The sequence below is a fragment of the Acidovorax sp. Root217 genome (assembly GCF_001428645.1).
Lineage (GTDB): Bacteria > Pseudomonadota > Gammaproteobacteria > Burkholderiales > Burkholderiaceae_C > Acidovorax.
The window spans coordinates 222,586-242,642 of the sequence record NZ_LMIH01000005.1 but is presented as its reverse complement, the minus strand read 5'-3'; the positions used below and the strand labels follow the sequence as shown (position 1 = coordinate 242,642).

The 20,057-nt window shown below is 67.9% G+C and carries 20 protein-coding genes and 2 tRNA genes; 11 read left to right on the top strand and 11 right to left on the bottom strand.

Annotated features, from left to right (window positions below):
- Positions 1 to 79: 79 nt before the first annotated feature.
- The 3 genes from otsB to otsA all read left to right on the top strand — a co-directional run bounded on the left by otsB (position 80) and on the right by otsA (position 4,075).
- Entirely contained in the window at positions 80 to 817 is a 738-nt protein-coding gene (gene otsB / locus ASE31_RS02700; protein ID WP_057199978.1) for a trehalose-phosphatase, read from the top strand.
- Entirely contained in the window at positions 814 to 2,634 is a 1,821-nt protein-coding gene (locus tag ASE31_RS02695; RefSeq protein WP_057199977.1) for a glycoside hydrolase family 15 protein, read from the top strand. The genes otsB and ASE31_RS02695 overlap by 4 nt, the downstream gene beginning before the upstream one ends.
- A gap of 61 nt (positions 2,635 to 2,695) precedes the next feature.
- On the top strand, positions 2,696 to 4,075 hold the full coding sequence (gene otsA, locus ASE31_RS02690) for an alpha,alpha-trehalose-phosphate synthase (UDP-forming) (protein WP_057199976.1): 1,380 nt from the start codon (positions 2,696 to 2,698) through the stop codon (positions 4,073 to 4,075).
- A gap of 6 nt (positions 4,076 to 4,081) precedes the next feature.
- On the opposite strand, the gene ASE31_RS02685 is transcribed toward otsA, so the two are convergent.
- The 6 genes from ASE31_RS02685 to hisN all read right to left on the bottom strand — a co-directional run bounded on the left by ASE31_RS02685 (position 4,082) and on the right by hisN (position 9,165).
- On the bottom strand, positions 4,082 to 4,276 hold the full coding sequence (locus tag ASE31_RS02685) for a DUF2905 domain-containing protein (RefSeq protein WP_057199975.1): 195 nt from the start codon (positions 4,274 to 4,276) through the stop codon (positions 4,082 to 4,084).
- Between the two features lie 30 nt (positions 4,277 to 4,306).
- Positions 4,307 to 5,182 (bottom strand): ABC transporter permease, encoded by an 876-nt coding sequence (locus tag ASE31_RS02680; protein ID WP_057199974.1) that lies wholly within the window; start codon positions 5,180 to 5,182, stop codon positions 4,307 to 4,309.
- Positions 5,179 to 6,192 carry an ABC transporter ATP-binding protein gene (locus ASE31_RS02675; protein WP_057199973.1) on the bottom strand — a complete coding sequence of 338 codons (1,014 nt, stop codon included), beginning with the start codon at positions 6,190 to 6,192 and terminating at the stop codon, positions 5,179 to 5,181. The genes ASE31_RS02680 and ASE31_RS02675 overlap by 4 nt, the downstream gene beginning before the upstream one ends.
- Positions 6,193 to 6,201: 9 nt before the next feature.
- Positions 6,202 to 7,242 carry an ABC transporter substrate-binding protein gene (locus ASE31_RS02670; RefSeq protein WP_057200235.1) on the bottom strand — a complete coding sequence of 347 codons (1,041 nt, stop codon included), beginning with the start codon at positions 7,240 to 7,242 and terminating at the stop codon, positions 6,202 to 6,204.
- A gap of 57 nt (positions 7,243 to 7,299) precedes the next feature.
- Entirely contained in the window at positions 7,300 to 8,226 is a 927-nt protein-coding gene (locus ASE31_RS02665; RefSeq protein ID WP_057199972.1) for a TauD/TfdA family dioxygenase, read from the bottom strand.
- A 135-nt stretch (positions 8,227 to 8,361) separates the two neighbouring features.
- The gene (gene hisN / locus ASE31_RS02660; RefSeq protein ID WP_057199971.1) at positions 8,362 to 9,165 is read right to left on the bottom strand and encodes a histidinol-phosphatase; all 804 of its coding nucleotides are present in this window, start codon (positions 9,163 to 9,165) and stop codon (positions 8,362 to 8,364) included.
- 212 nt (positions 9,166 to 9,377) lie between these two features.
- Between hisN and ASE31_RS02655 the strand changes: the two genes are divergently transcribed.
- From ASE31_RS02655 to eutC, 6 genes are read left to right on the top strand one after another with little or no spacing between them, the layout of a single operon-like run.
- Positions 9,378 to 10,403 (top strand): ABC transporter substrate-binding protein, encoded by a 1,026-nt coding sequence (locus ASE31_RS02655; RefSeq protein WP_057199970.1) that lies wholly within the window; start codon positions 9,378 to 9,380, stop codon positions 10,401 to 10,403.
- 54 nt (positions 10,404 to 10,457) lie between these two features.
- Complete coding sequence (locus tag ASE31_RS02650; protein ID WP_057199969.1) at positions 10,458 to 11,456, top strand: ABC transporter ATP-binding protein; 999 nt, start codon at positions 10,458 to 10,460, stop codon at positions 11,454 to 11,456.
- A gap of 20 nt (positions 11,457 to 11,476) precedes the next feature.
- A complete protein-coding gene (locus ASE31_RS02645) occupies positions 11,477 to 13,102 on the top strand; it encodes an ABC transporter permease subunit (RefSeq protein ID WP_235514234.1) in 1,626 nt (541 codons plus the stop codon).
- A gap of 28 nt (positions 13,103 to 13,130) precedes the next feature.
- Positions 13,131 to 13,907, top strand: a complete 777-nt coding sequence (locus tag ASE31_RS02640) for a DeoR/GlpR family DNA-binding transcription regulator (protein ID WP_057199968.1) — start codon at positions 13,131 to 13,133, stop codon at positions 13,905 to 13,907.
- 23 nt (positions 13,908 to 13,930) lie between these two features.
- Entirely contained in the window at positions 13,931 to 15,331 is a 1,401-nt protein-coding gene (locus ASE31_RS02635) for an ethanolamine ammonia-lyase subunit EutB (protein ID WP_057199967.1), read from the top strand.
- A complete protein-coding gene (eutC, locus tag ASE31_RS02630) occupies positions 15,328 to 16,140 on the top strand; it encodes an ethanolamine ammonia-lyase subunit EutC (RefSeq protein WP_057199966.1) in 813 nt (270 codons plus the stop codon). Before ASE31_RS02635 ends, eutC begins: the two co-directional genes overlap by 4 nt.
- A gap of 3 nt (positions 16,141 to 16,143) precedes the next feature.
- On the opposite strand, the gene ASE31_RS02625 is transcribed toward eutC, so the two are convergent.
- Positions 16,144 to 17,259 carry a class I SAM-dependent methyltransferase gene (locus ASE31_RS02625; RefSeq protein ID WP_057199965.1) on the bottom strand — a complete coding sequence of 372 codons (1,116 nt, stop codon included), beginning with the start codon at positions 17,257 to 17,259 and terminating at the stop codon, positions 16,144 to 16,146.
- An 8-nt stretch (positions 17,260 to 17,267) separates the two neighbouring features.
- Between ASE31_RS02625 and ASE31_RS02620 the strand changes: the two genes are divergently transcribed.
- A complete protein-coding gene (locus tag ASE31_RS02620) occupies positions 17,268 to 18,056 on the top strand; it encodes an SDR family oxidoreductase (protein ID WP_057200233.1) in 789 nt (262 codons plus the stop codon).
- Between the two features lie 28 nt (positions 18,057 to 18,084).
- The gene (locus ASE31_RS02615; protein ID WP_057199964.1) at positions 18,085 to 18,462 is read left to right on the top strand and encodes a dihydroneopterin aldolase; all 378 of its coding nucleotides are present in this window, start codon (positions 18,085 to 18,087) and stop codon (positions 18,460 to 18,462) included.
- A gap of 92 nt (positions 18,463 to 18,554) precedes the next feature.
- Here the strand turns inward: ASE31_RS02615 and ASE31_RS02610 are convergent, their stop codons facing one another.
- The 4 genes from ASE31_RS02610 to ASE31_RS02590 all read right to left on the bottom strand — a co-directional run bounded on the left by ASE31_RS02610 (position 18,555) and on the right by ASE31_RS02590 (position 19,859).
- Entirely contained in the window at positions 18,555 to 19,169 is a 615-nt protein-coding gene (locus ASE31_RS02610) for an HNH endonuclease (RefSeq protein WP_057199963.1), read from the bottom strand.
- Between the two features lie 166 nt (positions 19,170 to 19,335).
- The gene (locus tag ASE31_RS02605) at positions 19,336 to 19,521 is read right to left on the bottom strand and encodes a hypothetical protein (protein ID WP_057199962.1); all 186 of its coding nucleotides are present in this window, start codon (positions 19,519 to 19,521) and stop codon (positions 19,336 to 19,338) included.
- Between the two features lie 59 nt (positions 19,522 to 19,580).
- Positions 19,581 to 19,651, bottom strand: a tRNA-Gln gene (locus ASE31_RS02600).
- Between the two features lie 132 nt (positions 19,652 to 19,783).
- A tRNA-Trp gene (locus tag ASE31_RS02590) sits at positions 19,784 to 19,859 on the bottom strand.
- Positions 19,860 to 20,057: the final 198 nt, after the last annotated feature.

The window sequence follows — 20,057 nt, the reverse complement described above, 5'->3', positions numbered from 1 at the left end:
CTCTCAGGCCATCAGGTCCCTGCACACGCCACCCCCACGCGCTGGCAGGCCACCCAGCTGTCTGCTAAGGTGCCGCCACATGCAGCTGCTTCCCTTTTTGACAACGGCCCATGCGCTCTTTCTGGATTTCGATGGCACGCTCACCGAGATGGCACCCCGGCCCGAGGCCGTGCGCATCTCTGCGGGGCTGGTTCCCACCCTCGCTGCCCTGAGCACCCACCTGGATGGCGCATTGGCCATCGTGACGGGGCGGCGCGAGACCGACATCGACCACTTTCTCGACCCTCTGGTGCTGCCCCTGGCGTCCGAGCATGGCTCTCAGTACCGTCTGGCCGACGGCTCGCGCCCTGCCGTGGTGCCGCCGGACCTGGCGCCCGTGCTGCAGGCGGCCACCCAACTGGCCGTGCAGCACGCCGGCCTGCTGGTGGAGCCCAAGCGCGCCAGCGTGGCACTGCACTATCGCCTGGCACCGCATCTGGAGGACCTGTGCCGCGGCACCTTGCTGGCCGCCATGCAGCAGGTGCACGGCGTGGAGATGATGGACGGCAAGTTCGTGCTCGAGGTCAAACCGCGCGGCGTGCACAAGGGCCAGGCCATCACCGATTTCATGACGCTGCCGCCGTTCGCAGGGCGCATCCCGGTATTCGCCGGCGACGACGTGACCGACGAATCCGGCTTTGCCGCCGTGACCGCCTTGGGCGGCTGGGGCATCAAGGTGGGCGAGGGCCCGACGCTGGCACAACACCGCTGCATGACACCAGCCGCATTGCGTGGCTGGCTGTCGGCGGCACGAACCTCGTGGGAACGCGCACGATGACCACCGAACACCCCAACACCTCCGCCGTGGACCCGCAACAGGGCTCGCTCAACCTGGGCATGATCGGCAATTGCGCCATCAGCGCCCTCATCGACAACCATGCGCGCATGGTGTGGTGCTGCCTGCCGCGCTTTGACGGCGACCCGGTCTTCAACGCCCTGCTGCAGCCGGGGGACGAAGGCAGCCACTTCGCCATCGAGATCGAGGACATGGCCTCGGCCCACCAGTGGTACGAACCCAACACCGCCATCCTGCGCACGCAGCTGTTCGACAAGGCCGGGCATGGGGTCGAGATCACCGACTTCGCCCCGCGTTTTTACAGCCGCTCGCGCTACTTCAGGCCCATGACGCTGGTGCGCCGGGTGCGCCCCATCCAGGGCTCGCCGCGCATCCGCGTGGCCGTGAAGGTGAAGTACGACTGGGGCCAGACCGAGCCCCACATCACGCGCGGCAGCAACCACATCCGCTACGTGGGCGGCAGCATGGCGCTGCGCCTGTCCACCGACGCACCGGTGTCGCATGTGCTCTCGGGCCAGCCCTTCGTGCTCACGCGCGAGCACAACTTCATCCTGGGAGCCGACGAGAGCCTGCTCGACGGCATTGCCGACACGGCGCGCCTGTTCGAGCAGGAGACCACCGCCTACTGGCGCGGCTGGAGCCGGGCCCTGGCCGTGCCGCTGGAGTGGCAGGACGCGGTGATCCGCGCTGCCATCACCCTCAAGCTTTCGCTGTACGAAGACACGGGCGCCATTGTGGCGGCCATGACCACCAGCATCCCCGAATCGGCCCACAGCGGGCGCAACTGGGACTACCGCTACTGCTGGCTGCGCGATGCCTTCTTCGTGGTGCGCGCGCTCAACAGCATCTCCGAAGTGGGCACCATGGAGGACTACCTGCGCTGGCTGAGCAACGTGGTGGTGGATGCGGGCAGCGGCCACATCCAGCCGCTGTATGGCATTGGCCTGGAGCGCGAGCTGCCCGAATCGATGATGCCGCAGCTGGCGGGCTACCGCGGCATGGGCCCGGTGCGCGTGGGCAACCAGGCGGCCGAGCATTTCCAGCACGACGTGTACGGCAACATCGTGCTGGGTGCGGCCCAGGCCTTCCACGACCACCGGCTGCTGCACCGCGCAGGCCTGGGCGAGTTCACCCGGCTTGAACAGGTGGGCGAGAACGCGGTGCGCGTCTACGGCCAGCCCGATGCGGGCATGTGGGAGCTGCGCACGCGGGCGCGGGTGCACACCTCCTCGGCCCTCATGAGCTGGGCCGCCTGCGACCGCCTGGCCAAGATCGCCACCGCCCTCAGCCTGCCCGACCGGGCCGCCTACTGGCACGGCCATGCCCAACGCATGCGCGAGGAGATCCTCGCCAAGTCGTGGAGCGAATCGCGCCAGGCCTTTGCCGAGAGCTTTGGCGGCAACGAGCTCGACGCCAGCGTGCTGCTGATGGCCGAGGTCGGCCTGATCGACCCCAGGGACCCGCGCTTCGTGAGCACGGTGGAAGCCATGGAAAAGAGCCTGTGCGACGGCCCCTACATGCGCCGCTACGAGGCGGCCGACGATTTCGGCAAGCCCGAGACGGCCTTCAACATCTGCACCTTCTGGCGCATCGATGCGCTCGCGCGCATCGGCCGCAAGGACGAAGCGCGCGCCATCTTCGAGACCATGCTGGCAGCGCGCAACCCGCTGGGCCTGCTCTCGGAAGACACCCACCCCGAGACCCAGGAGATGTGGGGCAACTTCCCGCAGACCTACTCGATGGTGGGCGTGATCAACGCCGCCGTGCGCCTGTCGGCCCCATGGGACAGCGTGATTTGACGCACCAGTTCGCGGCCCTGTCCGACACGGCCCGCCGGCGATCTGCACGGATCATCGGGTGATGAGCCGTCTTGTTGTCATTTCCAACCGCCTTGCCGATCCCCGCAAACCCGCCGCCGGAGGCCTCGCGGTCGCCCTGGGCGAAGCCCTGAACCAGACCGGAGGGCTCTGGTTCGGCTGGAGCGGCACCGTGGTCGAGGGGGGCACGCCTGGCGAGGGCGAGATGCACACCCGCAGCGCCGGTGCCGTGACCCTGGCCACCGTGGACCTGTGCCGCGAAGACCACGATGCCTACTACCAGGGCTACAGCAACAGCGTGCTGTGGCCGGTGTTCCACTACCGGCTGGACCTGGCCGACTTCAACGCCAGCTACATCGCCGGCTACCGCCGCGTGAACCAGATGTTCGCGCGCAAGCTGCTGCCGCTCTTGCGCGACGACGACGTCATCTGGGTGCATGACTACCACCTGATCCCGCTGGCCGCAGAGCTGCGCGCCATGGGTTGCCGCCAGCGCATCGGCTTCTTCCTGCACATCCCTATGCCGCCGCCGCTGATCATGGCGGCGATACCGCAGCACGAGTGGTTGATGCGTTCGCTGTTCGCCTATGACCTGGTGGGGCTGCAGAGTGAGGCCGATGTGGCGCATTTCACGCGCTATGTACGCAACGAGGGCAGTGCCGAGGAAGTGGGCGCCCAGCGACTTCGTGCGTTTGGCGCCACGGTGCAGGTGCAGGCCTTTCCCATCGGCATCGACGTGGATGAGTTCACGCGCCTCGCCGAGGCCCCCGACGCCGTGGAAACCTACGAGAACATCCGCGACGAGTATTCGCGCCGCCGCCTGCTGCTGGGCATCGACCGGCTCGATTATTCCAAGGGCATACCGCACCGCGTGCGCGCCTACCGCGAGCTGCTGGACCGCTACCCCGAAAACCGCAACAGCGCCACGATGATCATGATCGCCTCGCCCTCGCGCGATGACGTGCATGCCTATTCGGATTTGCGCCAGGAGCTCGAAGGGCTGTGCGGCTCGGTCAACGGCGACTACGGCGAACTCGACTGGATGCCGGTGCGCTACATCCACCGCACCGTGGCACGCAAGCGCGTGCCTGGCCTGTGCCGCGCCGCCGCCGTGGGCCTGGTGACCCCGCTGCGCGATGGCATGAACCTGGTGGCCAAGGAATACGTGGTGGCGCAGGACCCCGAGGACCCCGGCGTGCTGGTGCTCTCGCGCTTTGCCGGCGCGGCCGAGCAGCTCAAGGAAGCGCTGCTGGTGAACCCCTACGACACCCAGGGCACGGCCGACAGCATCCAGCATGCCCTGCAGATGCCGCTGCCCGAACGGCAGGCACGGCACCAGAAGCTCATGGCGCGCATCCGCGAGCATGACGTGCATTGGTGGCGCAAGGCCTTCCTTCAAGCCCTGCAGGAGGCAGGGGACTGAGGGCAATCAGATGAATTTGGCGATCAGGCTGACGATGAAGCTCAGCAGCAGGGTCGACGCAAGAGGTATGTCCCACTCCCGTCCCCGCCATGTGAAGCGCAGGTCGCCCGGCAGCCTGCCGAAGCCGATGCGCCGCAGCATGGGCGACAGCCAGCTGATGCACATCAGCGCGAGAAAGACGACGAGGAACCAGCGGAGCATGCCCCGAGTGTAGGGTGGCCGGCGCTAACTTCAGCGCTGTACACCCCAGCGGCGCACGGTCAGGCGTTCGAGCGTATGAAAGCCCAGGCTCTCCACCGCCAGGCCGATCAGGATCACCAGCACCAGGCCCGCAAACACCTTGTCGGTATAGAGCTCGTTGCGGTTCTGGAAGATGTACCAGCCCAGCCCTCCCTTGCCCGACGACGCGCCGAACACCAGCTCGGCCGCGATCAGCGTGCGCCAGGCAAAGGCCCAGCCAATCTTCAGGCCCGACAGGATGGACGGCAACGCGGCGGGCACCAGAATCTGCAGCACGTAGCGGATGCCCGTGAGGCCGTAGTTGCGCCCGGCCATGCGCAGCGTCTCGGGCACGGACTGAAAGCCCGCGTAGGTGTTGAGCGCCAGCGGCCACAGCACCGAGTGGATGAGCACGAACACCAGGCTGCCCTGCCCCAGGCCAAACCACAGCAGCGCCAACGGCAGCAATGCGATGGCCGGCAGCGGGTTGAACATGGAGGTCAGCGTGGACAGCAGGTCGCGCCCGAACTGGGTGGACACGGCCAGTGTGGTGAGCACAAAAGCCCCGAAAATGCCCGCGAGGTAGCCCTTGAGCAGCACCGACAGCGATATCGCCGTCTTGGCCACCAACTCGCCCGAGGCCAGGCCCTCCACCAGCGCCTTGGCGGTCTGCAGGAAGGTGGGCAGCAGCAGGTCGTTGTCCTGCCAGCGCGCCACCACCTCCCACAGCACGGCCAGCACCGCCAGGATCACCAACTTGCGCACCCACGCCTGTTGCCAGATTCGCGCCGCCAGCGGCAAGGGCTGCACGGGCGCGATGCCGCCCAGCGGCTCCAGGCTGCGCTCGAAATCGGGGCGCACGGGAGGGGTCAGCAGGGAAGCGCTCATACGGAAATCTGGAAAGGCAGCGAACCCGCAGGCCGCTGTGGGGCAATGAGCGGCACGCCATCGCGGCGGCCAGGTGCCAGGGCCTCGGCATCGGCCTGCACCGAGCCCGGCACGGCCCCAGTGACGGGCTCGTCGAACAGCAGGCGGTGGATGCGCTGCGCCGTGGCCTGGAAGTCGGCACCGCCCAGGCTGTGCAGCCCGAACTGGTGGCTGTTGAGCTCGGCGCGCAGCCGCCCCGGATGCGGCGAGAGGATGGCGATGCGGTTGCCCACCACCAGCGCCTCTTCGATGGAATGGGTGACGAAGATCAGCGTGAAGCGAAACTCGTCCCACAGCGAGAGCAGTTCCTCCTGCATGCGCCGGCGCGTGAGGGCGTCGAGCGCGGCAAAGGGCTCGTCCATCAGCAGCACCTGGGGCTGCATGGCCAGCGCGCGCGCAATGGCCACGCGCTGCTTCATGCCGCCCGACAGCTGGTGCGGGTGCACGTCGGCAAACTTTGTCAGCCCCACCTTGTCGATGTAGAGCGCTGCGCGCTCGGCGGCTTCCCTGCGGCCCACGCTGCGTGAGGCCAGGAGCGGGAACATCACGTTGTCGCGCACCGTCTTCCAGGGCGGCAATTGGTCGAACTCCTGGAACACCACCACCCGGTCGGGCCCGGGCCGCGTGACGGCGCGGCCGTTCAGCAGGATCTGCCCCTCGCTCGGCGCAATGAATCCGGCAATGGATTTCAGCAGCGTGGACTTGCCGCAACCCGAGGCACCGAGCAGCACGAAGCGGTCGCCCGCATGCACGTCGAAACCCACGCGGTGCGTAGCACGCACCACGCGTTCGCGGGTGCGGTAGTCGATGCTCACGCCCTGCACCTGCAGCAGTGCGGCAGGCAGCCCGGCAGCGCCCACCCCAACCGGCTCGGCATGGGTACCAAGGCCTTCAGCCGCCTCCTGCAGCGCGGCCCGCTCGCTCTGCAGCGGCGGCGAAAAGGGCCCCAGCCGGATGGCGTGCTCGTTCATGGTCTGGGCTCAGTTGCCAGACGCCGTGAGGGCGTCTTCAAAGAAGTAGTCCTTGAGCGCGGTCGGCTGGTTCTTGATGGCGCCCACGCGGTGCAGGAACTGGCCCATGCCCAGTGTGTTCTCCGGGCGCACCTTGAACTGCACCTCGGGGTTCTGGATGATCTTCAGCAACAGCGCGCGGTCGGTGTTGCCGCCGGCCACCTTGAGGTAGATGTCGGCCGCTTTCTCGGGGTTGGCGGCGACGAACTTCGCGGCTTCATCGAGTGCATCGACGAAGGCCTTGTAGGTCTTGGGGCTCTCGGCGCGGTATTTCTCGGTGGCGTAGAGCACGGTGGCCGATGCCGGGCCGCCCAGCACATCGTACGAATTGAGCACGATCTTCGCCTTGGGGTTGCCGGCCAGTTCCTGCTCCTGGAAGGGCGGGTTGCCGAAGTGGCCCGTGATCTCGGTGCCGCCCTTGATGATGGCCGCCGCCGCATCGGGGTGCGGCAGGGCCACCTGGTTCTTGTCCAGGCGGTTGAACTCCTTCTCGCCCCAGAGCTTGGCCGAGGCCATCTGCAGCACGCGCGACTGCACCGACACACCGACGGCCGGCAGCGCGATGCGGTCCTTGTCGGTGAAGTCCGCAATGGTCTTCACGACCGGGTTGTTGCTCACCAGGTAGTACGGGAAGTTGCCCAGCGAGGCCACCCCCTTGACGTTCTGGCGCCCCTTGGTGCGATCCCACAGCGTGAACAGCGGCCCCACGCCGGCACCGGCGATGTCGATGTTGCCCGACAGCAGCGCATCGTTGACGGCCGAGCCACCCGAGAGCTGCAAAAACTCGACCTTGATGTCCACGCCTGCGGCCTTGCCGTGCTTCTCGATGAGCTTGTTCTCCTGCGCCACGTTGAGCAGCAGGTAGACGATGCCGAACTGCTGCGCAATGCGCAGCTGGCCTTCGGCCGCGTGGACGCTGGTGGTCAAGCCCAACCCTCCAGCCAGCAGCCCGGCGGTGGCCAGGGCGGCGATGGTTTTGCGCACGATGCGGCGGCGGGTGGTCTGGAACATGGTCATGGAGTCCTGTGCGGTCAAGAAAAAGGAAGGGGCAAAACTGAGAGGGGTCGATCAGAACGGGCGATCACCCTCGATCGTTGTCCGATACAGCTTGCGGCGCTCGGTATCCGGCGTCCCCGCAGCCAGATGCGTGACCGAGCGGTTGTCCCAGAACACCAGGTCGTGCGGCTGCCACGGGTGGCGGTAGGTGAATTCGGGGCGCACGCTGGCGGCGAACAGTTCGGCCAGCAGGGCCTGGCTTTCGTCCTCGGGCAGGCCGACGATGCGCGTGGTGAAGTGCTCGCTCACGAACAGTGCCTTGCGGCCCGTTTCGGGGTGGGTGCGCACCACGGGGTGGATGGAAGGCGCCACCTCGTCGATCTGCGCCTGGGTGAGCTTCGGGCGCCAGGGGCTGCGGGCGCGCAGTTCCTCGTACTTGGCCAGGTAGCTGTGCTCCGCCTGCAGCGGCGCGATGCGCGCCTTGAGCGCCTCGGGCAGGGCATCGTAGGCGGCATGCTGGTCGGCGAACAGGGTGTCGCCGCCCTCGCCCGGCAGCTCCTGCGCGTGCAGCAGCGAGCCCAGGCTGGGCTTGTCCTTGTACGACAGGTCCGAATGCCAGTAGTGGCCCGCATCGCCCAGACCGATGGGCTGGCCAGCGGCGTCCTTGATGTTGGAGACGATCAGGATTTCGGGATGGTCCGCAAGCTGGAAATTCTTGAGCACGTGGATCTGCAGCGGCCCGAACAGGCGGCTGAAATCGATGTGCTGGCGCGGCGTGATGCGCTGGTCTCGAAACACCAGCACATGGTGGTCCAGGTGCGCGCGGTGGATGCGAGCGAAGTCCTCCCGGCCCAGCGGGCGCGCCAGGTCCAGGCCCAGCACCTCGGCACCCAACGGGCCTGCGGAGCCGGCCACGGTGCGGATCACCAGACCTTGCGGTAGCGCATCGCCGGCTATGGCGGGCGGAGGATTGGAAGCGGGTGAAAGGACGGCCGACATGGGAACCTCGTGGGGAATCTGGGCATATGTGCCCCTGAGACCTTCACTCTAGGTCGCGCCGCTTGTTCTGGGAACGAATGTTTTCTCAGTTATTAACAACCAAAACAGCTAAGCATCGGCCGCCTTGAACCACCTTCAAGCACCCTGGAGGCGCTGGAGCGCCAGCGCGTGCAGCGCCGGGGTGGCAGCCGCCACTACCCTGCCGTCCGAGTCGACCGAGAGCGCACGTCCCTGCCAGTCGGTGATGCAGCCGCCGGCCCCCTCGACCAGGCACACCAGCGCGAGGTAGTCGTAGGGCTGCAGGCCGGCCTCCACCACCAGGTCCACATGCCCTGCCGCGAGCTGGGCGTACGAATAGCAGTCGCCCCCGAACCGCCGCAGCGCACATTCGCGGCTCAGCGCATCGAAGCGGCGCCATTCATCGGCCGTGAAGGCATCGGGCGAGGTGGTGTAGATGCGCGCCAGCGCCAGTGCCTGGCAGGTGCTTGCGCGCACCGTGTGGCCGTTGCATTGCGTTTCCTCACCAGCCACGCCCACCCAGCGCTCGCCCAGCGCAGGCATGTCCATCAGGCCCAGCAGCGGCCGGCCCTGGTGCAGCAAGGCCACCAGCGTGCCCCACAGCGGGGAGCCGGTGATGAAACTCTTGGTGCCGTCGATAGGGTCGATCACCCACAGATGGGGCGCCTCCAGCCGCTCGCGGCCATGTTCCTCGCCCAGGATGCCGTGGTCCGGGCACTGCGCGTGCAGCACGGCACGCATGGCGGCCTCGGTCTCGCGGTCGGCCACGGTCACAGGGCTTTCATCCGACTTGGTGAGCACGTCCAGGGGCGTGCGGAAGTAGCGCATCGACGGGGCGCGCGCCGCATCCGCCATCGCCAGCGCGATGGGCACGAACGAGGCTCCGCCGAGGACGGCAGGGGAAGAAATGGTGCTGTTCATGGGAGTCCGGTCAGGGCAAGGGAGGTTGGACGGAGCCCATCGACGGACCTCAGCACGCAGCGCGAAGGATCCATCGGTTGGCATATTTAGTGCTTGTGTATTTTCGTGCAAAAACAATAATTAGCACAAGTGCAATAAAACGCACAAATATGGTGAGAGTCCTGCGGCCCGCCGCCCCAACTTCTTGCAACGCACCGTTCTGGAGAAAATTCATGCTGACCCACTCCCCCGCTCTTTCGGCCTTGCAGTTTCTTGCGCTGTGCAGCGTGCTCGCTGGCGGCCTGCCCGCAGTGCATGCAGGCACCGTCACGGCCTACACCGCCCTCGAAGAGGACGAAATCAAGGAATACGTCGCTGCCGCAAAGAAGGACATGCCCGACGTGGACGTGAAGGTGCTGCGCCTGTCCACCGGCGACCTGGGTGCGCGCATCCTGGCCGAGGCCAGCAACCCGCAGCACGACGTGATCTGGGGCTGGGCACTGACCAACACATTGGACCCACGCATCACTGCGCTGCTGGAGCCCTACACCGCCAAGGGCAGTGACAAGCTGGCCGCCAAGGACAAGGCGGCCGACGGCAAGTGGTTCACCACCACCGGCTACATGGCCGCCTTTTGCGTGAACACCGAAGTGCTCAAGGCCAAGAACCTGCCCATGCCCCAGTCGTGGAAGGACCTGACCAACCCCGTCTACAAGGGCGAGGTGGTCATGCCCAACCCGGTGTCGTCGGGCACGGGCTACCTGCAGATCGCGGCGCTGCTGCAGTCCAAGGGCACGGACGAAGGCTGGAAGTTCCTCAAGGCGCTGGACGGCAACGTGGCCCAGTACATCAAGTCGGGCTCGCGCCCCTGCAAGGCCGCGCGGGCGGGCGAGTTCGCCATCGGCACCTCGCTGGCGTTCGCCGCCATGCAGTCGGTGGAAGAAGGCTTTCCGCTGAAGATGGTCATCCCGACCGACGGGGCGGGCTATGAGCTCGAGGCCTCGGGCCTGATGGCGGCGTCGAAGAACAAGGCCGATGCCAAGCGCTTCCTCGACTGGACGCTGTCGCCCAGCGCCGCGGCGCTGTACACCAAGTACAAGGAAATCGTGACCATCCCCGGCGCGCCCCAGTCCAAGGCGGCCAAGGCAGCCGGCCTGCCGGTGGACCTGTCCAAGACCCTGTACCCGATGGATTTCGCCAAGTCGGCCAAGGACCGCGACACGATTCTCTCGACCTGGCAAAAGACCATCGGCCGCTGAGCCACGAGCACCGTTTCGACGACCACCCCAGAACCAGAAGGCGCGCGCACCACCATGTCCCTGCAGATCACCGACCTGCACAAGAGTTTCGAGGGCCAGGTGGCGCTCGAACGCATCACGCTCACCGTGGGCAGCGCCGAGTTCGTGTGCCTGCTGGGGCCCAGCGGCTGCGGCAAGACCACGCTGCTGCGCATCGTCGCAGGGTTGCTGCCGGCAGACGGTGGCGCCATCACGCTGGGTGGTCGCAACCTGGCCACGCTGCCGGCGCGCGAGCGCGGCTTTGGCATCGTGTTCCAGTCGTACTCCCTGTTCCCGCACATGACGGTGGCGCAGAACGTGGGCTACGGCCTGGCCATCCGCAACACGCCCGCAACAGCCACCAAGGCGCGGGTGACCGAACTCCTGGACATGGTGGGCCTGGCCGACTTCGTCGGGCGCTACCCGGCGCAGTTGTCGGGTGGCCAGCAGCAGCGCGTGGCGATTGCGCGTGCGCTGGCGGTGAACCCCTCGCTGCTGCTGCTCGACGAGCCCCTGTCGGCGCTGGACGCGCGCGTGCGCGCCGACCTGCGCCATGAGTTGCGCGAAGTGCAGCGGCGCCTGGGCATACCGACCATCATGGTCACCCACGACCAGGAGGAGGCCATGGCCATGGCCGACCGCGTGGTCTGCATGCACCAGGGCCGCATCGAGCAGGCCGGTACGCCGCGCGAGCTGTACCTGCGCCCGCGCACCCGCTTCGTCGCCAACTTCATGGGGCACAGCAACCTGCTCACCCCGGCGCAGGCGCAGACGCTGCATCCAGCACTACCTGGCTCAGCACCCGATGGCATGGCCCTGCTGTGCGTGCGGCCCGAGCGCCTGCGCATCGAGGCGCGTGCCGACGCACCCGGGCGGGTGCTCGGCACCACCTTCCTGGGCAGCATCCAGCGCATACAGGTGCGCTGGCACGACCTGGACCTGCTGGTGGAAACCAGCAGCGCCCAGCCGCTTCAACCCGGCGATGCCGTGGCCCTGGGCCTGAACGCCGACGATTGCGCCTGGGTGCAGGCATGAGCAGCGCCGCCCTGCCCCCCATGAGTGCAGGCGAACGCTGGCTGCTGCGCGCCTGCCTGTGGCTGCCGCTGGCGGCGCTGGTGCTGTTCTTCGGCATTCCCATGCTGTCCATCGCCTGGCGCAGCGCCATGCAGGACAGCGGCGGCATCGGCTGGGGCAACTACGCCGCGCTGCTGGACACGCCGGGCGTGTGGCGCGCCCTGTCCAACAGCCTGCTGCTGGGTTTGGTGACCACGGCCGTCACCTTGCTGCTGGCCTTCGTGGTGGCCTACGGGATGGAGCGCACCTGCATGCCGGGGCGCAATTTCGTGGGCATGGCGCTGGCGCTGCCCATGCTGGCCCCTTCGCTGGTGCTGGGCCTGGGGCTGATCTTCCTGCTCGGGCGCAACGGCATCGTGGGCAAAATGCTCGGTATGCGGCCCGATATCTACGGCTTCTGGGGCCTGCTGATTGCCGACGTGCTGTACGCCCTGCCCCAGGCGGTGCTGATCGTGCGCACGTCCCTGCGCCAGGGCGACGCGCGCCAGTACGATGCCGCCGAGGTGCTGGGTGCCACGCCGTGGCGCCAGTTCCGCGATATCACCCTGCCGCAGGCGCGTTACGGCCTGCTGAGCGCAGCCTTCGTGGTCTTCACCATCACCATCACCGATTTCGGCAACGCCGTGGTGATCGGCGGCAACTTCCCCGTGCTGGCCACCGAGATCTACAACCAGGTCAGCGGGCAGATGAAGTTCGGCATGGGGGCGGTGGTGGGCCTGCTGCTGCTGGCGCCTGCGGCGCTGTCGATCTTCATCGAGCGCTTTGCGGCCCGGCGCGCGGGCGCCGGGGCCGAGTCGGCCCTGCCGCCCACACCCGCACGCCGGGCAGGCCGCGACACCGCGTTCTTCTTCGCCAATCTGGTTATTGCCGGTTCCATCGTGGCCGTGGTGGCCACCGTCGTGCTCGCCAGCTTCATCCGCCTGTGGCCCTACCGGCTGGACCTGTCGCTCAAGCACTACGACATCACCATCGCAGGCGGCTATGCGCCGCTGTGGACCTCGCTCTGGGTATCGGCCCTGGCCGCCATCATAGGCACCGCCCTACTGTTCCTGCTGTGCTTTGGCATACGCCGCCTGCCGGGGCCTGCGGCACGCGCCGCCACGCTGCTCTCGGCCCTGCCGGTGGGCGTGCCGGGGCTGGTGCTGGGCCTGGCCTACGTGTTCACCTTCAATGCGGGCAGCATGCCCTGGGGCTTGTTGTACGGCACGGCCATCCTGCTCGCGCTGTGCAATTACTATCACTACCACACGCAGGGCTTCGTGACCATGATGACCGGCATGCGCAACGTGCCGGCCACGCTGGAAGACGCCACCACCGTGCTGGGCGGCGGCACCTGGCGCGTGCTGCGCGACGTGGTGCTGCCGGCCCTCATGCCCACGCTGCTGGCGGTACTGGTGTTCCTGTTCATGCGCTCCATGGTGACCCTGTCGGCCGTGATCTTCCTGATCACCCCGTCGCTGCCCATGGGTGCGGTCACGGTGATGCGGCTGGACGAGGCCGGTTTCACCTCGCAGGCAGCGGCGTTCTCGACCTGCATCATGGCAGTGGTGGGATCGCTGACACTGGCACTGCACCTGCTGGCGCTCAAGCGCCGGCCCACCGCATGACGAACACACCCGACAGGACCTGAAGGACATGCTGCAGGAAGAACGATTCATACGCATCCGCACGCTGCTGTCGACGCTGTCGCGCGTGAGCACCGAGCGCATCGCGCAGGAACTCGATGTATCGCGCGAGACCGTGCGCCGCGACATCGTCGAACTGGAGGCCCAGGGCGTGCTGCGCCGCGTGCATGGCGGTGTGGTGGCCCCCGGCCCCGAGCCCGAGCCGCCCCTGTCGGTGCGCCAGGCCGTGCGTGAGCGCGAGAAGCGCGCCATCGCCCGCGCCGCGCTGCAGCAGTTGCAGCCTGGGCAGACACTGTTTCTGGATGCCGGCAGCACCACCACCATCCTGGCCGAGGAGCTGTCGGCCCTGTCCGGGATGACGGTGGTGACCAATGGCCTCAATGTGGCACTGCGGCTGGCCGGGGCCGATGCAGGACGGACGGCGCGCAACGAGGTGATCCTGCTGGGTGGGCGTACCGATCCCGGGGTGCAGGCCACCCATGGCGACACCACGGTGGCAGAGATCCACCGCTACCGCGCCGATGTGGCGCTGCTCTCGCCCGTGGGCATCCACGGCCAGCACGGGGCCACGAGCTTCGAGCACCGCGAGGCCGCAGTGGCGCGCGCCATGGCGGGACAGGCGCAGCGCCTCATCGTGCTGGCCGACCACAGCAAGATCGGCCAGGCCAGCCGCGTGGTGTACGCCGGCCTGGCCGACATCGACACCATCATCACGGATGCGGGCGCGCGCGCCCTGCTCGCCCTGTCGGCCTTGCAGGCGGCGGGCAGCCACGTCATCATTGCCTGACCCCCAACCGCCCTTACTCGACCATGCACGCGCCGGCCCCCCACCACCACACCGTGAGCGGCACCCGCTGGCTGTTTGGCGACCTGCGCGAACTGATGGCCAAAGCCACGCCAGCGCGGTCCGGCGACGCATTGGCCGGCATCGCGGCGGGGTCGGCGGTGGAGCGCATGGCCGCGCGCATGTGCCTGGCCGACGTGCCGCTGCCGCGCTTCCTGAGCGAAGCGCTGGTGCCTTACGAGAGCGACGAGGTCACCCGCCTGATCATCGACACGCACGATGCTGCGGCGTTTGCGCCCATCGCCCACCTCACCGTGGGCGGCTTGCGCGACTGGCTGCTGGCGGCTGATACGGCCACTCTTTCGGCTGTGGCCCCTGGCCTCACGCCCGAGATGGCCGCCGCCGTGAGCAAGCTCATGCGCAACCAGGACCTGGTGGCCGTGGCCCGCAAATGTCAGGTGACCACGCGCTTTCGCAACACCATCGGCCTGCCGGGCCACCTGGCCGTGCGCCTGCAGCCCAACCACCCGACCGACGACCTGCGCGGCATCGCGGCATCCATGGTCGACGGCCTGCTCTATGGCGCGGGGGACGCGGTGATCGGCATTAACCCGGCCACAGACAGCATCGCCGCCCTCACCGGCCTGGTGCACATGCTGGACGAGGTCATCACCAAGTTGCAGATCCCCACGCAATCGTGTGTGCTGACCCACGTGACCAACACCGTGCAGATGATCGAGCAGGGCGCGCCGGTGGACTTGGTGTTCCAGTCCATCGCGGGCACCGAGAAGGCCAACACCGGCTTCGGCATCAACTTGGCGCTGCTGCGCGAAGCACGCGAGGCGGCCCTGTCCCTCAAGCGCGGCACGCTGGGCGACAACGTGATGTATTTCGAGACCGGCCAGGGCAGCGCCCTGTCGGCCAATGCCCACCACGGCGTGGACCAGCAGACCTGCGAGGCGCGGGCCTACGGCGTGGCACGCGCGTTTTCGCCGCTGCTCACCAACACGGTGGTCGGCTTCATCGGGCCTGAATACCTGTACGACGGCAAGCAGATCATCCGCGCGGGCCTGGAAGACCACTTCTGCGGCAAGCTGCTGGGCGTGCCGCTGGGTTGCGACGTCTGCTACACCAACCATGCCGAGGCTGACTCGGACGACATGGACACGCTGATGACGCTGCTGGGCGTGGCGGGTCTGACCTTCATCATGGGCGTGCCGGGGGCCGACGACATCATGCTCAACTACCAGAGCACCTCGTTCCACGACGCGCTGTACCTGCGCGAGGTGCTGGGCCTCAAGCGCGCGCCCGAGTTCGAGGCCTGGCTGCAGCGCATGCACCTGGCCGACGGCGCGGGGCGGCTGCTGCCCGCCGCACAACAGCAGGCCGCCATCGCGCAGCTGCGGCAGATCGGTATGCGGGCATGAGCGATTCAACGCCCTTCACCGGCCCGCCGCCCGACCCCTGGGGCGACCTGCGCGCCCATACTGCCGCGCGGCTGGCCTTGGGCCGCGCGGGCACGGCCATCCCCACGCGCGAGCTGCTCGACTTCGGCCTGGCCCATGCCCAGGCGCGCGATGCCGTGCACCTGCCGCTCGACGCCGACGCGCTGGCGCTGCAGCTCACCGGGCTGGGCTGCACCACGCTGCGCATGGCCAGCGCCGCGCCCGACCGCGCCACCTACCTGCTGCGCCCCGACCTGGGCCGGCGCCTGGGCGATGCCGATGCGCAGCGGCTGCGCGGCCAGGCGGATAGCGATGGTGCGGGCTGCGACCTGCTGCTGGTGGTGGCCGACGGCCTGTCGGCGCTGGCCACCGAGCGCAATGCCTTGCCGCTGGTGCAGGCCATTTTGCGCACGGCACCGCCGGGCTGGCACATCGGCCCGGTTGCCATCGCCACCCAGGCGCGCGTGGCGCTGGGCGACGAGGTGGGCGCGCTGCTGTGTGCGCGCATGGTGGCGGTGCTGATCGGCGAGCGCCCGGGCCTGAGTTCACCCGACAGCCTGGGCATCTACCTCACCTGGCACCCGCAGGCGGGCCGCAGAGATGCCGAACGCAACTGCATCTCCAACGTGCGGCCCGAGGGGCTGGCGCCGGCCGCTGCGGCGGCGCGCCTGTGGTGGCTGTGCGCCGAGGCGCGGCGCCTGGGGCTCACGGGCATAGGCCTCAAGGACCGCAGCGATGCGCTGACCCTGAATGCCGGGCCGGCGCCGGGCGGCGCGCTGCCCGGCGGCTGACCGCTACAGCCGGTGCGAACGGTCGCCCTGGGCAAAGCCCACGGGCTCCCAGGGCTCGCCCGCGCCCAGGGCCAGCACCTTGAACAGCTCGCCCATCTCGTGCTCCATGATGAGTTTGGCGGCGGTGGCGCGCTCCAGGGGGGGCAGTTCCACCATGCGCTGGGCCAGTCCGCAGTTGATGAGGAAGTGCGCCTGCGTGGTGTAGCCCAGCACCTGCAGGCCGGCCTCCTGCGCGGCCAGCGCCATGGCGGTGAAGTTGACGTGGGCGGTGATGTCCTTGCGGCCCACCTCCACCAGCGGGTCGCTGTCGGACAGATGGCCCTGGTGGCACATCACGGTGCCCATGTGGCGCTGGGGGTGGTAGTACTCACTCTCGCCAAAACCGTAGTCCAGCAGGAAGGCCGCACCGCGCTGCAGGCAGTCAGCCAGCATGCGGATGAAGCCCTCGCCCTGGGGATGGATCTCGGTCAGGTAGTCCTGCGGGCCCTCCACCTCCACCGGCGGGCGCAGGTCGGTGGCTTGGTCTGCCCAGGTGACGGCGCCGTCGTGCAGCGCTACGCCGCGCTCGTGCCACACGCCCCCGTGCTGGCCACCATGGCGGGCCAGCAGCTTGACGGGCATGGCGTCGAGCACCTCGTTGCCCACCACCACGCCTTCGAACCGTTCGGGCAGCGCATCGACCCACTGCACCTTGTGCGCGTGCGCTGCCAGCAACGTCTGCTGGCGCGCGCGCAGGCTGCCCGAAAGGTCGACGATGGTGTAGCGCTGCACGCGCTCGCCCAGGGCGTCGAGCAGCTGCAGCGCCAGCGCGCCGGAGCCGGCGCCGAACTCCCAGACCTGGCTGGTGCCGGTGCGCTCGAAGGCCTCGCCCACCTGCACGGCCAGGGTCTGGCCGAACAGCGGCGTGAGCTCGGGCGCGGTCACGAAATCGCTGCCCGATTCGGGCAGCAGGCCGAACTTGGCGGAGTCGTTGGCGTAGTAGCCCAGGCCGGGCGTGTACAGGGCCAGGGCCATGAACTGGTCGAAGCCGATCCAGCCGCCAGCGGCGGCAATGGCATCGGCAATGTGCGCCGTGAGGGCGGTCGTTAAACTGTCGGGTGTTTTCTTCACGGCCAGCATTGTCCCTCATGCCTTCTTCACCCCGCCCCCGTACTGTGCTTGTCACCGGCGCCGCCAGGCGCCTGGGCCGCAGCATTGCGCTGGCGCTGGCCGCCGGCGGCTGGCAGGTGGCCGTGCACTACCGCAGCTCCGAGCAGGACGCCATCGACACGGTGGCAGAGTGCGCACGCCTGTGCTCGGGCCAGAGCGCGCATTTCGATGGCGACTTCGATGACGAAGCCGCCGTGCGCGCCCTGGTGCCGCGCGTGGTGGAACGTTTCGGCGCGCTGGATGCCGTGGTCAACAACGCCTCGCTGTTCGAGCATGACAACGCCGCCACGCTGGGCTTTGCCAGCCTGGAGAAGCACCTGCGCAGCAATGCCGGCGCCCCGGTGCTGCTGGCCCAGGCCCTGCACGAGCACCTGCAGGCCCGCGCAGCGGCCGGCGAGGCCGATGTCCAGGGCGCGGTGGTCAACCTGCTCGATCAGAAACTGTGGAACCAGAACCCCGACTTCATGAGCTACACGCTGTCCAAGGCGGCGCTGGAAGCCGCCGGCACCATGCTGGCGCTGGCGCTGGCGCCGAGGGTGCGGGTGATGGGCGTGGCCCCGGGCCTCACGCTCACGAGCCACATGCTCAGCGACGAGAAATTCGCACAGCTGCACGCCCTGAGCCCGCTGGGCCGCTCTTCTACCCCCGAAGACGTGGCCGCCACTGTGCGCTTTGCGCTGGAGAACCGCTCCATCACCGGCACCACGCTGATGGTGGACGGCGGCCAGCACCTGATGAAATTCGAGCGCGATTTCTCGTTGATGTGAGCACCCACCCGCTCACACAGGAAACACCATGACGACCACCCACGCCACAGGCACCCAAATCCTCACGCTCAGCGGTTTGCGCTTCGACGCCAACCTGGGCATCCTCTCGCACGAGAAGACCGACCCCCAGCCCATCCAGGTGGACGCCGAACTGAGCCTGGGCGCCCAGCCGCTGTCGCCGCGCGACGACGACATACTGCACGTGCTCGACTACCGCAAGGTGCGCCAGATCATCATCGACGAGTGCCGCGCCGAGCACGTGAACCTGCTCGAAAGCCTGATCGGCAAGCTCGCCAACCGGCTGATGCAATTGCCCGGCGTGCTGGGCGTGCGCGTCAAGATCGCCAAGCTGGAGATCTTCGACGACTGCGAAGTGGCGATCCGCATAGAAACCGGGGAGTGGTGAGCGGCTGCCACGGCTGAAAACCGGGGAAGAAAAAAGGGCCGTGGTCACTGACCACGGCCCTTTCACATTCGGTTTGCAAACCCCAGGCGTTCTCAATGAAGCCTGGAGCCCTTGGGCAGCCTCTTGGCCAGCCACTCGTGCACATCCGCGCGCACGTTGCGCCCGTCCAGCAGGAAGGACTCGTAGCGGCTGGGCACGTAGGGCAGGTACAAGAGGCGCATGCCGGCCTCCTCGGGCAGGCGGTCGGCCTTGTAGCCGTTGCAACCGGCGCAGGCCGCCACGAGGTTGGTCCACGAGGTGGCACCACCGCGCGACTGCGGCACGATGTGCTCGCACTGCAGCAGCTCTTCGCCGAAGACGCCGCCGCAGTAGGCACAGGTGTGGCGGTCACGGCGCAGCAGACGGCGCTTGGTGAGCCCAGGCACCACGTCAAAGAGGTTGATCCGGGACACACCGCGCAGGGCGATGATGGGCGCGATCTGAAGCACAGACTGCCGGCCGGTCGCTGCGTTGTGCCCGCCACGCAATGTGGCCAGGGCATCGAGGCCGGCATCCCAGGCGACGGCACCGCTGGCGTAGTGCACGGCGGCTTGCTCCAGCGGCATCCAGGATTGGGGCGTGCCGTGCAGATCCAACTGCAGCACGCGGGGCGTGGGCGTGGGTGCCAGGCGCTTTCGGTAGAGGGTTTCGGGTTCGGTGCGGGGCATGGGGCGTCCTTTCTTGCTTGGCAATGGAGGGCGCAGCCGCCCAGCCAAGCGCACGCCCCGTTTCAACAACAGTCAGTCAATGGCAAAAGCGGGCATCCATCGGCAATCGATGGAGGCCCTGGTGGATGCGGTGAGGCTGGCAGCGGGCGCACGAACGCACACGCCGCTACCACTCGCCGACCTCGCGCACGCGCTGGTCGAGGTCCAAGTGCTCAAGCCTGCGGGCGGCAGGAGCAGCGCGGACGGCCGTACGGGGCAGGCGGGCGCGCACGGATACCAGGCGGGCCAGCCAGCCGGCGAAGCCGGAACGGCGCCGCTGGGCGCCAAGAAAGAAGGATTGCTGAATGGCCACAGTGGTCTCCTGAAGGGTGATTGGATAAATGGACGAGGTGGGTGGGTTGAAAAATTGGGCAGACCGGGGAGGGATCGAACCTCCGAATGGCGGAATCAAAATCCGCTGCCTTACCACTTGGCGACCGGTCAACAAAAGGGAAAAGGGGGAAAAGGGAAGGAGCCGCAGACAGGAGTCGAACCTGCAATCCCCGGCACGAAGACCAGGCGCCCCAATCCGACAGGGCTGCTACGGCATGCCTGGCCATGGCCAGGAAAAAGATTGGCACGCGCGTAAGGAGTCGAACCCTCAAGCGTCGGATTTGGAGGCCGGTGCTCTGCCAGTTGAGCTACACGCGTAGAAAGCAAAAAAAAGCGAAATATCGGGCACTCCTGCCGGAGCGCATCTCCATTTCGGTTGTGTCTTCACGCGACCGCGGTTCCGATGAAACCGCGCATGCACGTCGCTGCACTGGGTGATCAATCCCAGCACATCCCGCCGGGCCGCGCATGCGGCCGGTTCCGGCGGTGAAAAGCAAAGGCACACCCGAAATGGAG

Bases quoted from the DNA above. Each gene is read 5' to 3' on its own strand.
- otsB (WP_057199978.1), top strand. From the start codon at position 80: ATGCAGCTGCTTCCCTTTTTGACAACGGCCCATGCGCTCTTTCTGGAT.
- ASE31_RS02695 (WP_057199977.1), top strand. From the start codon at position 814: ATGACCACCGAACACCCCAACACCTCCGCCGTGGACCCGCAACAGGGC.
- otsA (WP_057199976.1), top strand. From the start codon at position 2,696: ATGAGCCGTCTTGTTGTCATTTCCAACCGCCTTGCCGATCCCCGCAAA.
- ASE31_RS02685 (WP_057199975.1), bottom strand. From the start codon at position 4,276: ATGCTCCGCTGGTTCCTCGTCGTCTTTCTCGCGCTGATGTGCATCAGC.
- ASE31_RS02680 (WP_057199974.1), bottom strand. From the start codon at position 5,182: ATGAGCGCTTCCCTGCTGACCCCTCCCGTGCGCCCCGATTTCGAGCGC.
- ASE31_RS02675 (WP_057199973.1), bottom strand. From the start codon at position 6,192: ATGAACGAGCACGCCATCCGGCTGGGGCCCTTTTCGCCGCCGCTGCAG.
- ASE31_RS02670 (WP_057200235.1), bottom strand. From the start codon at position 7,242: ATGTTCCAGACCACCCGCCGCCGCATCGTGCGCAAAACCATCGCCGCC.
- ASE31_RS02665 (WP_057199972.1), bottom strand. From the start codon at position 8,226: ATGTCGGCCGTCCTTTCACCCGCTTCCAATCCTCCGCCCGCCATAGCC.
- hisN (WP_057199971.1), bottom strand. From the start codon at position 9,165: ATGAACAGCACCATTTCTTCCCCTGCCGTCCTCGGCGGAGCCTCGTTC.
- ASE31_RS02655 (WP_057199970.1), top strand. From the start codon at position 9,378: ATGCTGACCCACTCCCCCGCTCTTTCGGCCTTGCAGTTTCTTGCGCTG.
- ASE31_RS02650 (WP_057199969.1), top strand. From the start codon at position 10,458: ATGTCCCTGCAGATCACCGACCTGCACAAGAGTTTCGAGGGCCAGGTG.
- ASE31_RS02645 (WP_235514234.1), top strand. From the start codon at position 11,477: ATGAGTGCAGGCGAACGCTGGCTGCTGCGCGCCTGCCTGTGGCTGCCG.
- ASE31_RS02640 (WP_057199968.1), top strand. From the start codon at position 13,131: ATGCTGCAGGAAGAACGATTCATACGCATCCGCACGCTGCTGTCGACG.
- ASE31_RS02635 (WP_057199967.1), top strand. From the start codon at position 13,931: ATGCACGCGCCGGCCCCCCACCACCACACCGTGAGCGGCACCCGCTGG.
- eutC (WP_057199966.1), top strand. From the start codon at position 15,328: ATGAGCGATTCAACGCCCTTCACCGGCCCGCCGCCCGACCCCTGGGGC.
- ASE31_RS02625 (WP_057199965.1), bottom strand. From the start codon at position 17,259: ATGCTGGCCGTGAAGAAAACACCCGACAGTTTAACGACCGCCCTCACG.
- ASE31_RS02620 (WP_057200233.1), top strand. From the start codon at position 17,268: ATGCCTTCTTCACCCCGCCCCCGTACTGTGCTTGTCACCGGCGCCGCC.
- ASE31_RS02615 (WP_057199964.1), top strand. From the start codon at position 18,085: ATGACGACCACCCACGCCACAGGCACCCAAATCCTCACGCTCAGCGGT.
- ASE31_RS02610 (WP_057199963.1), bottom strand. From the start codon at position 19,169: ATGCCCCGCACCGAACCCGAAACCCTCTACCGAAAGCGCCTGGCACCC.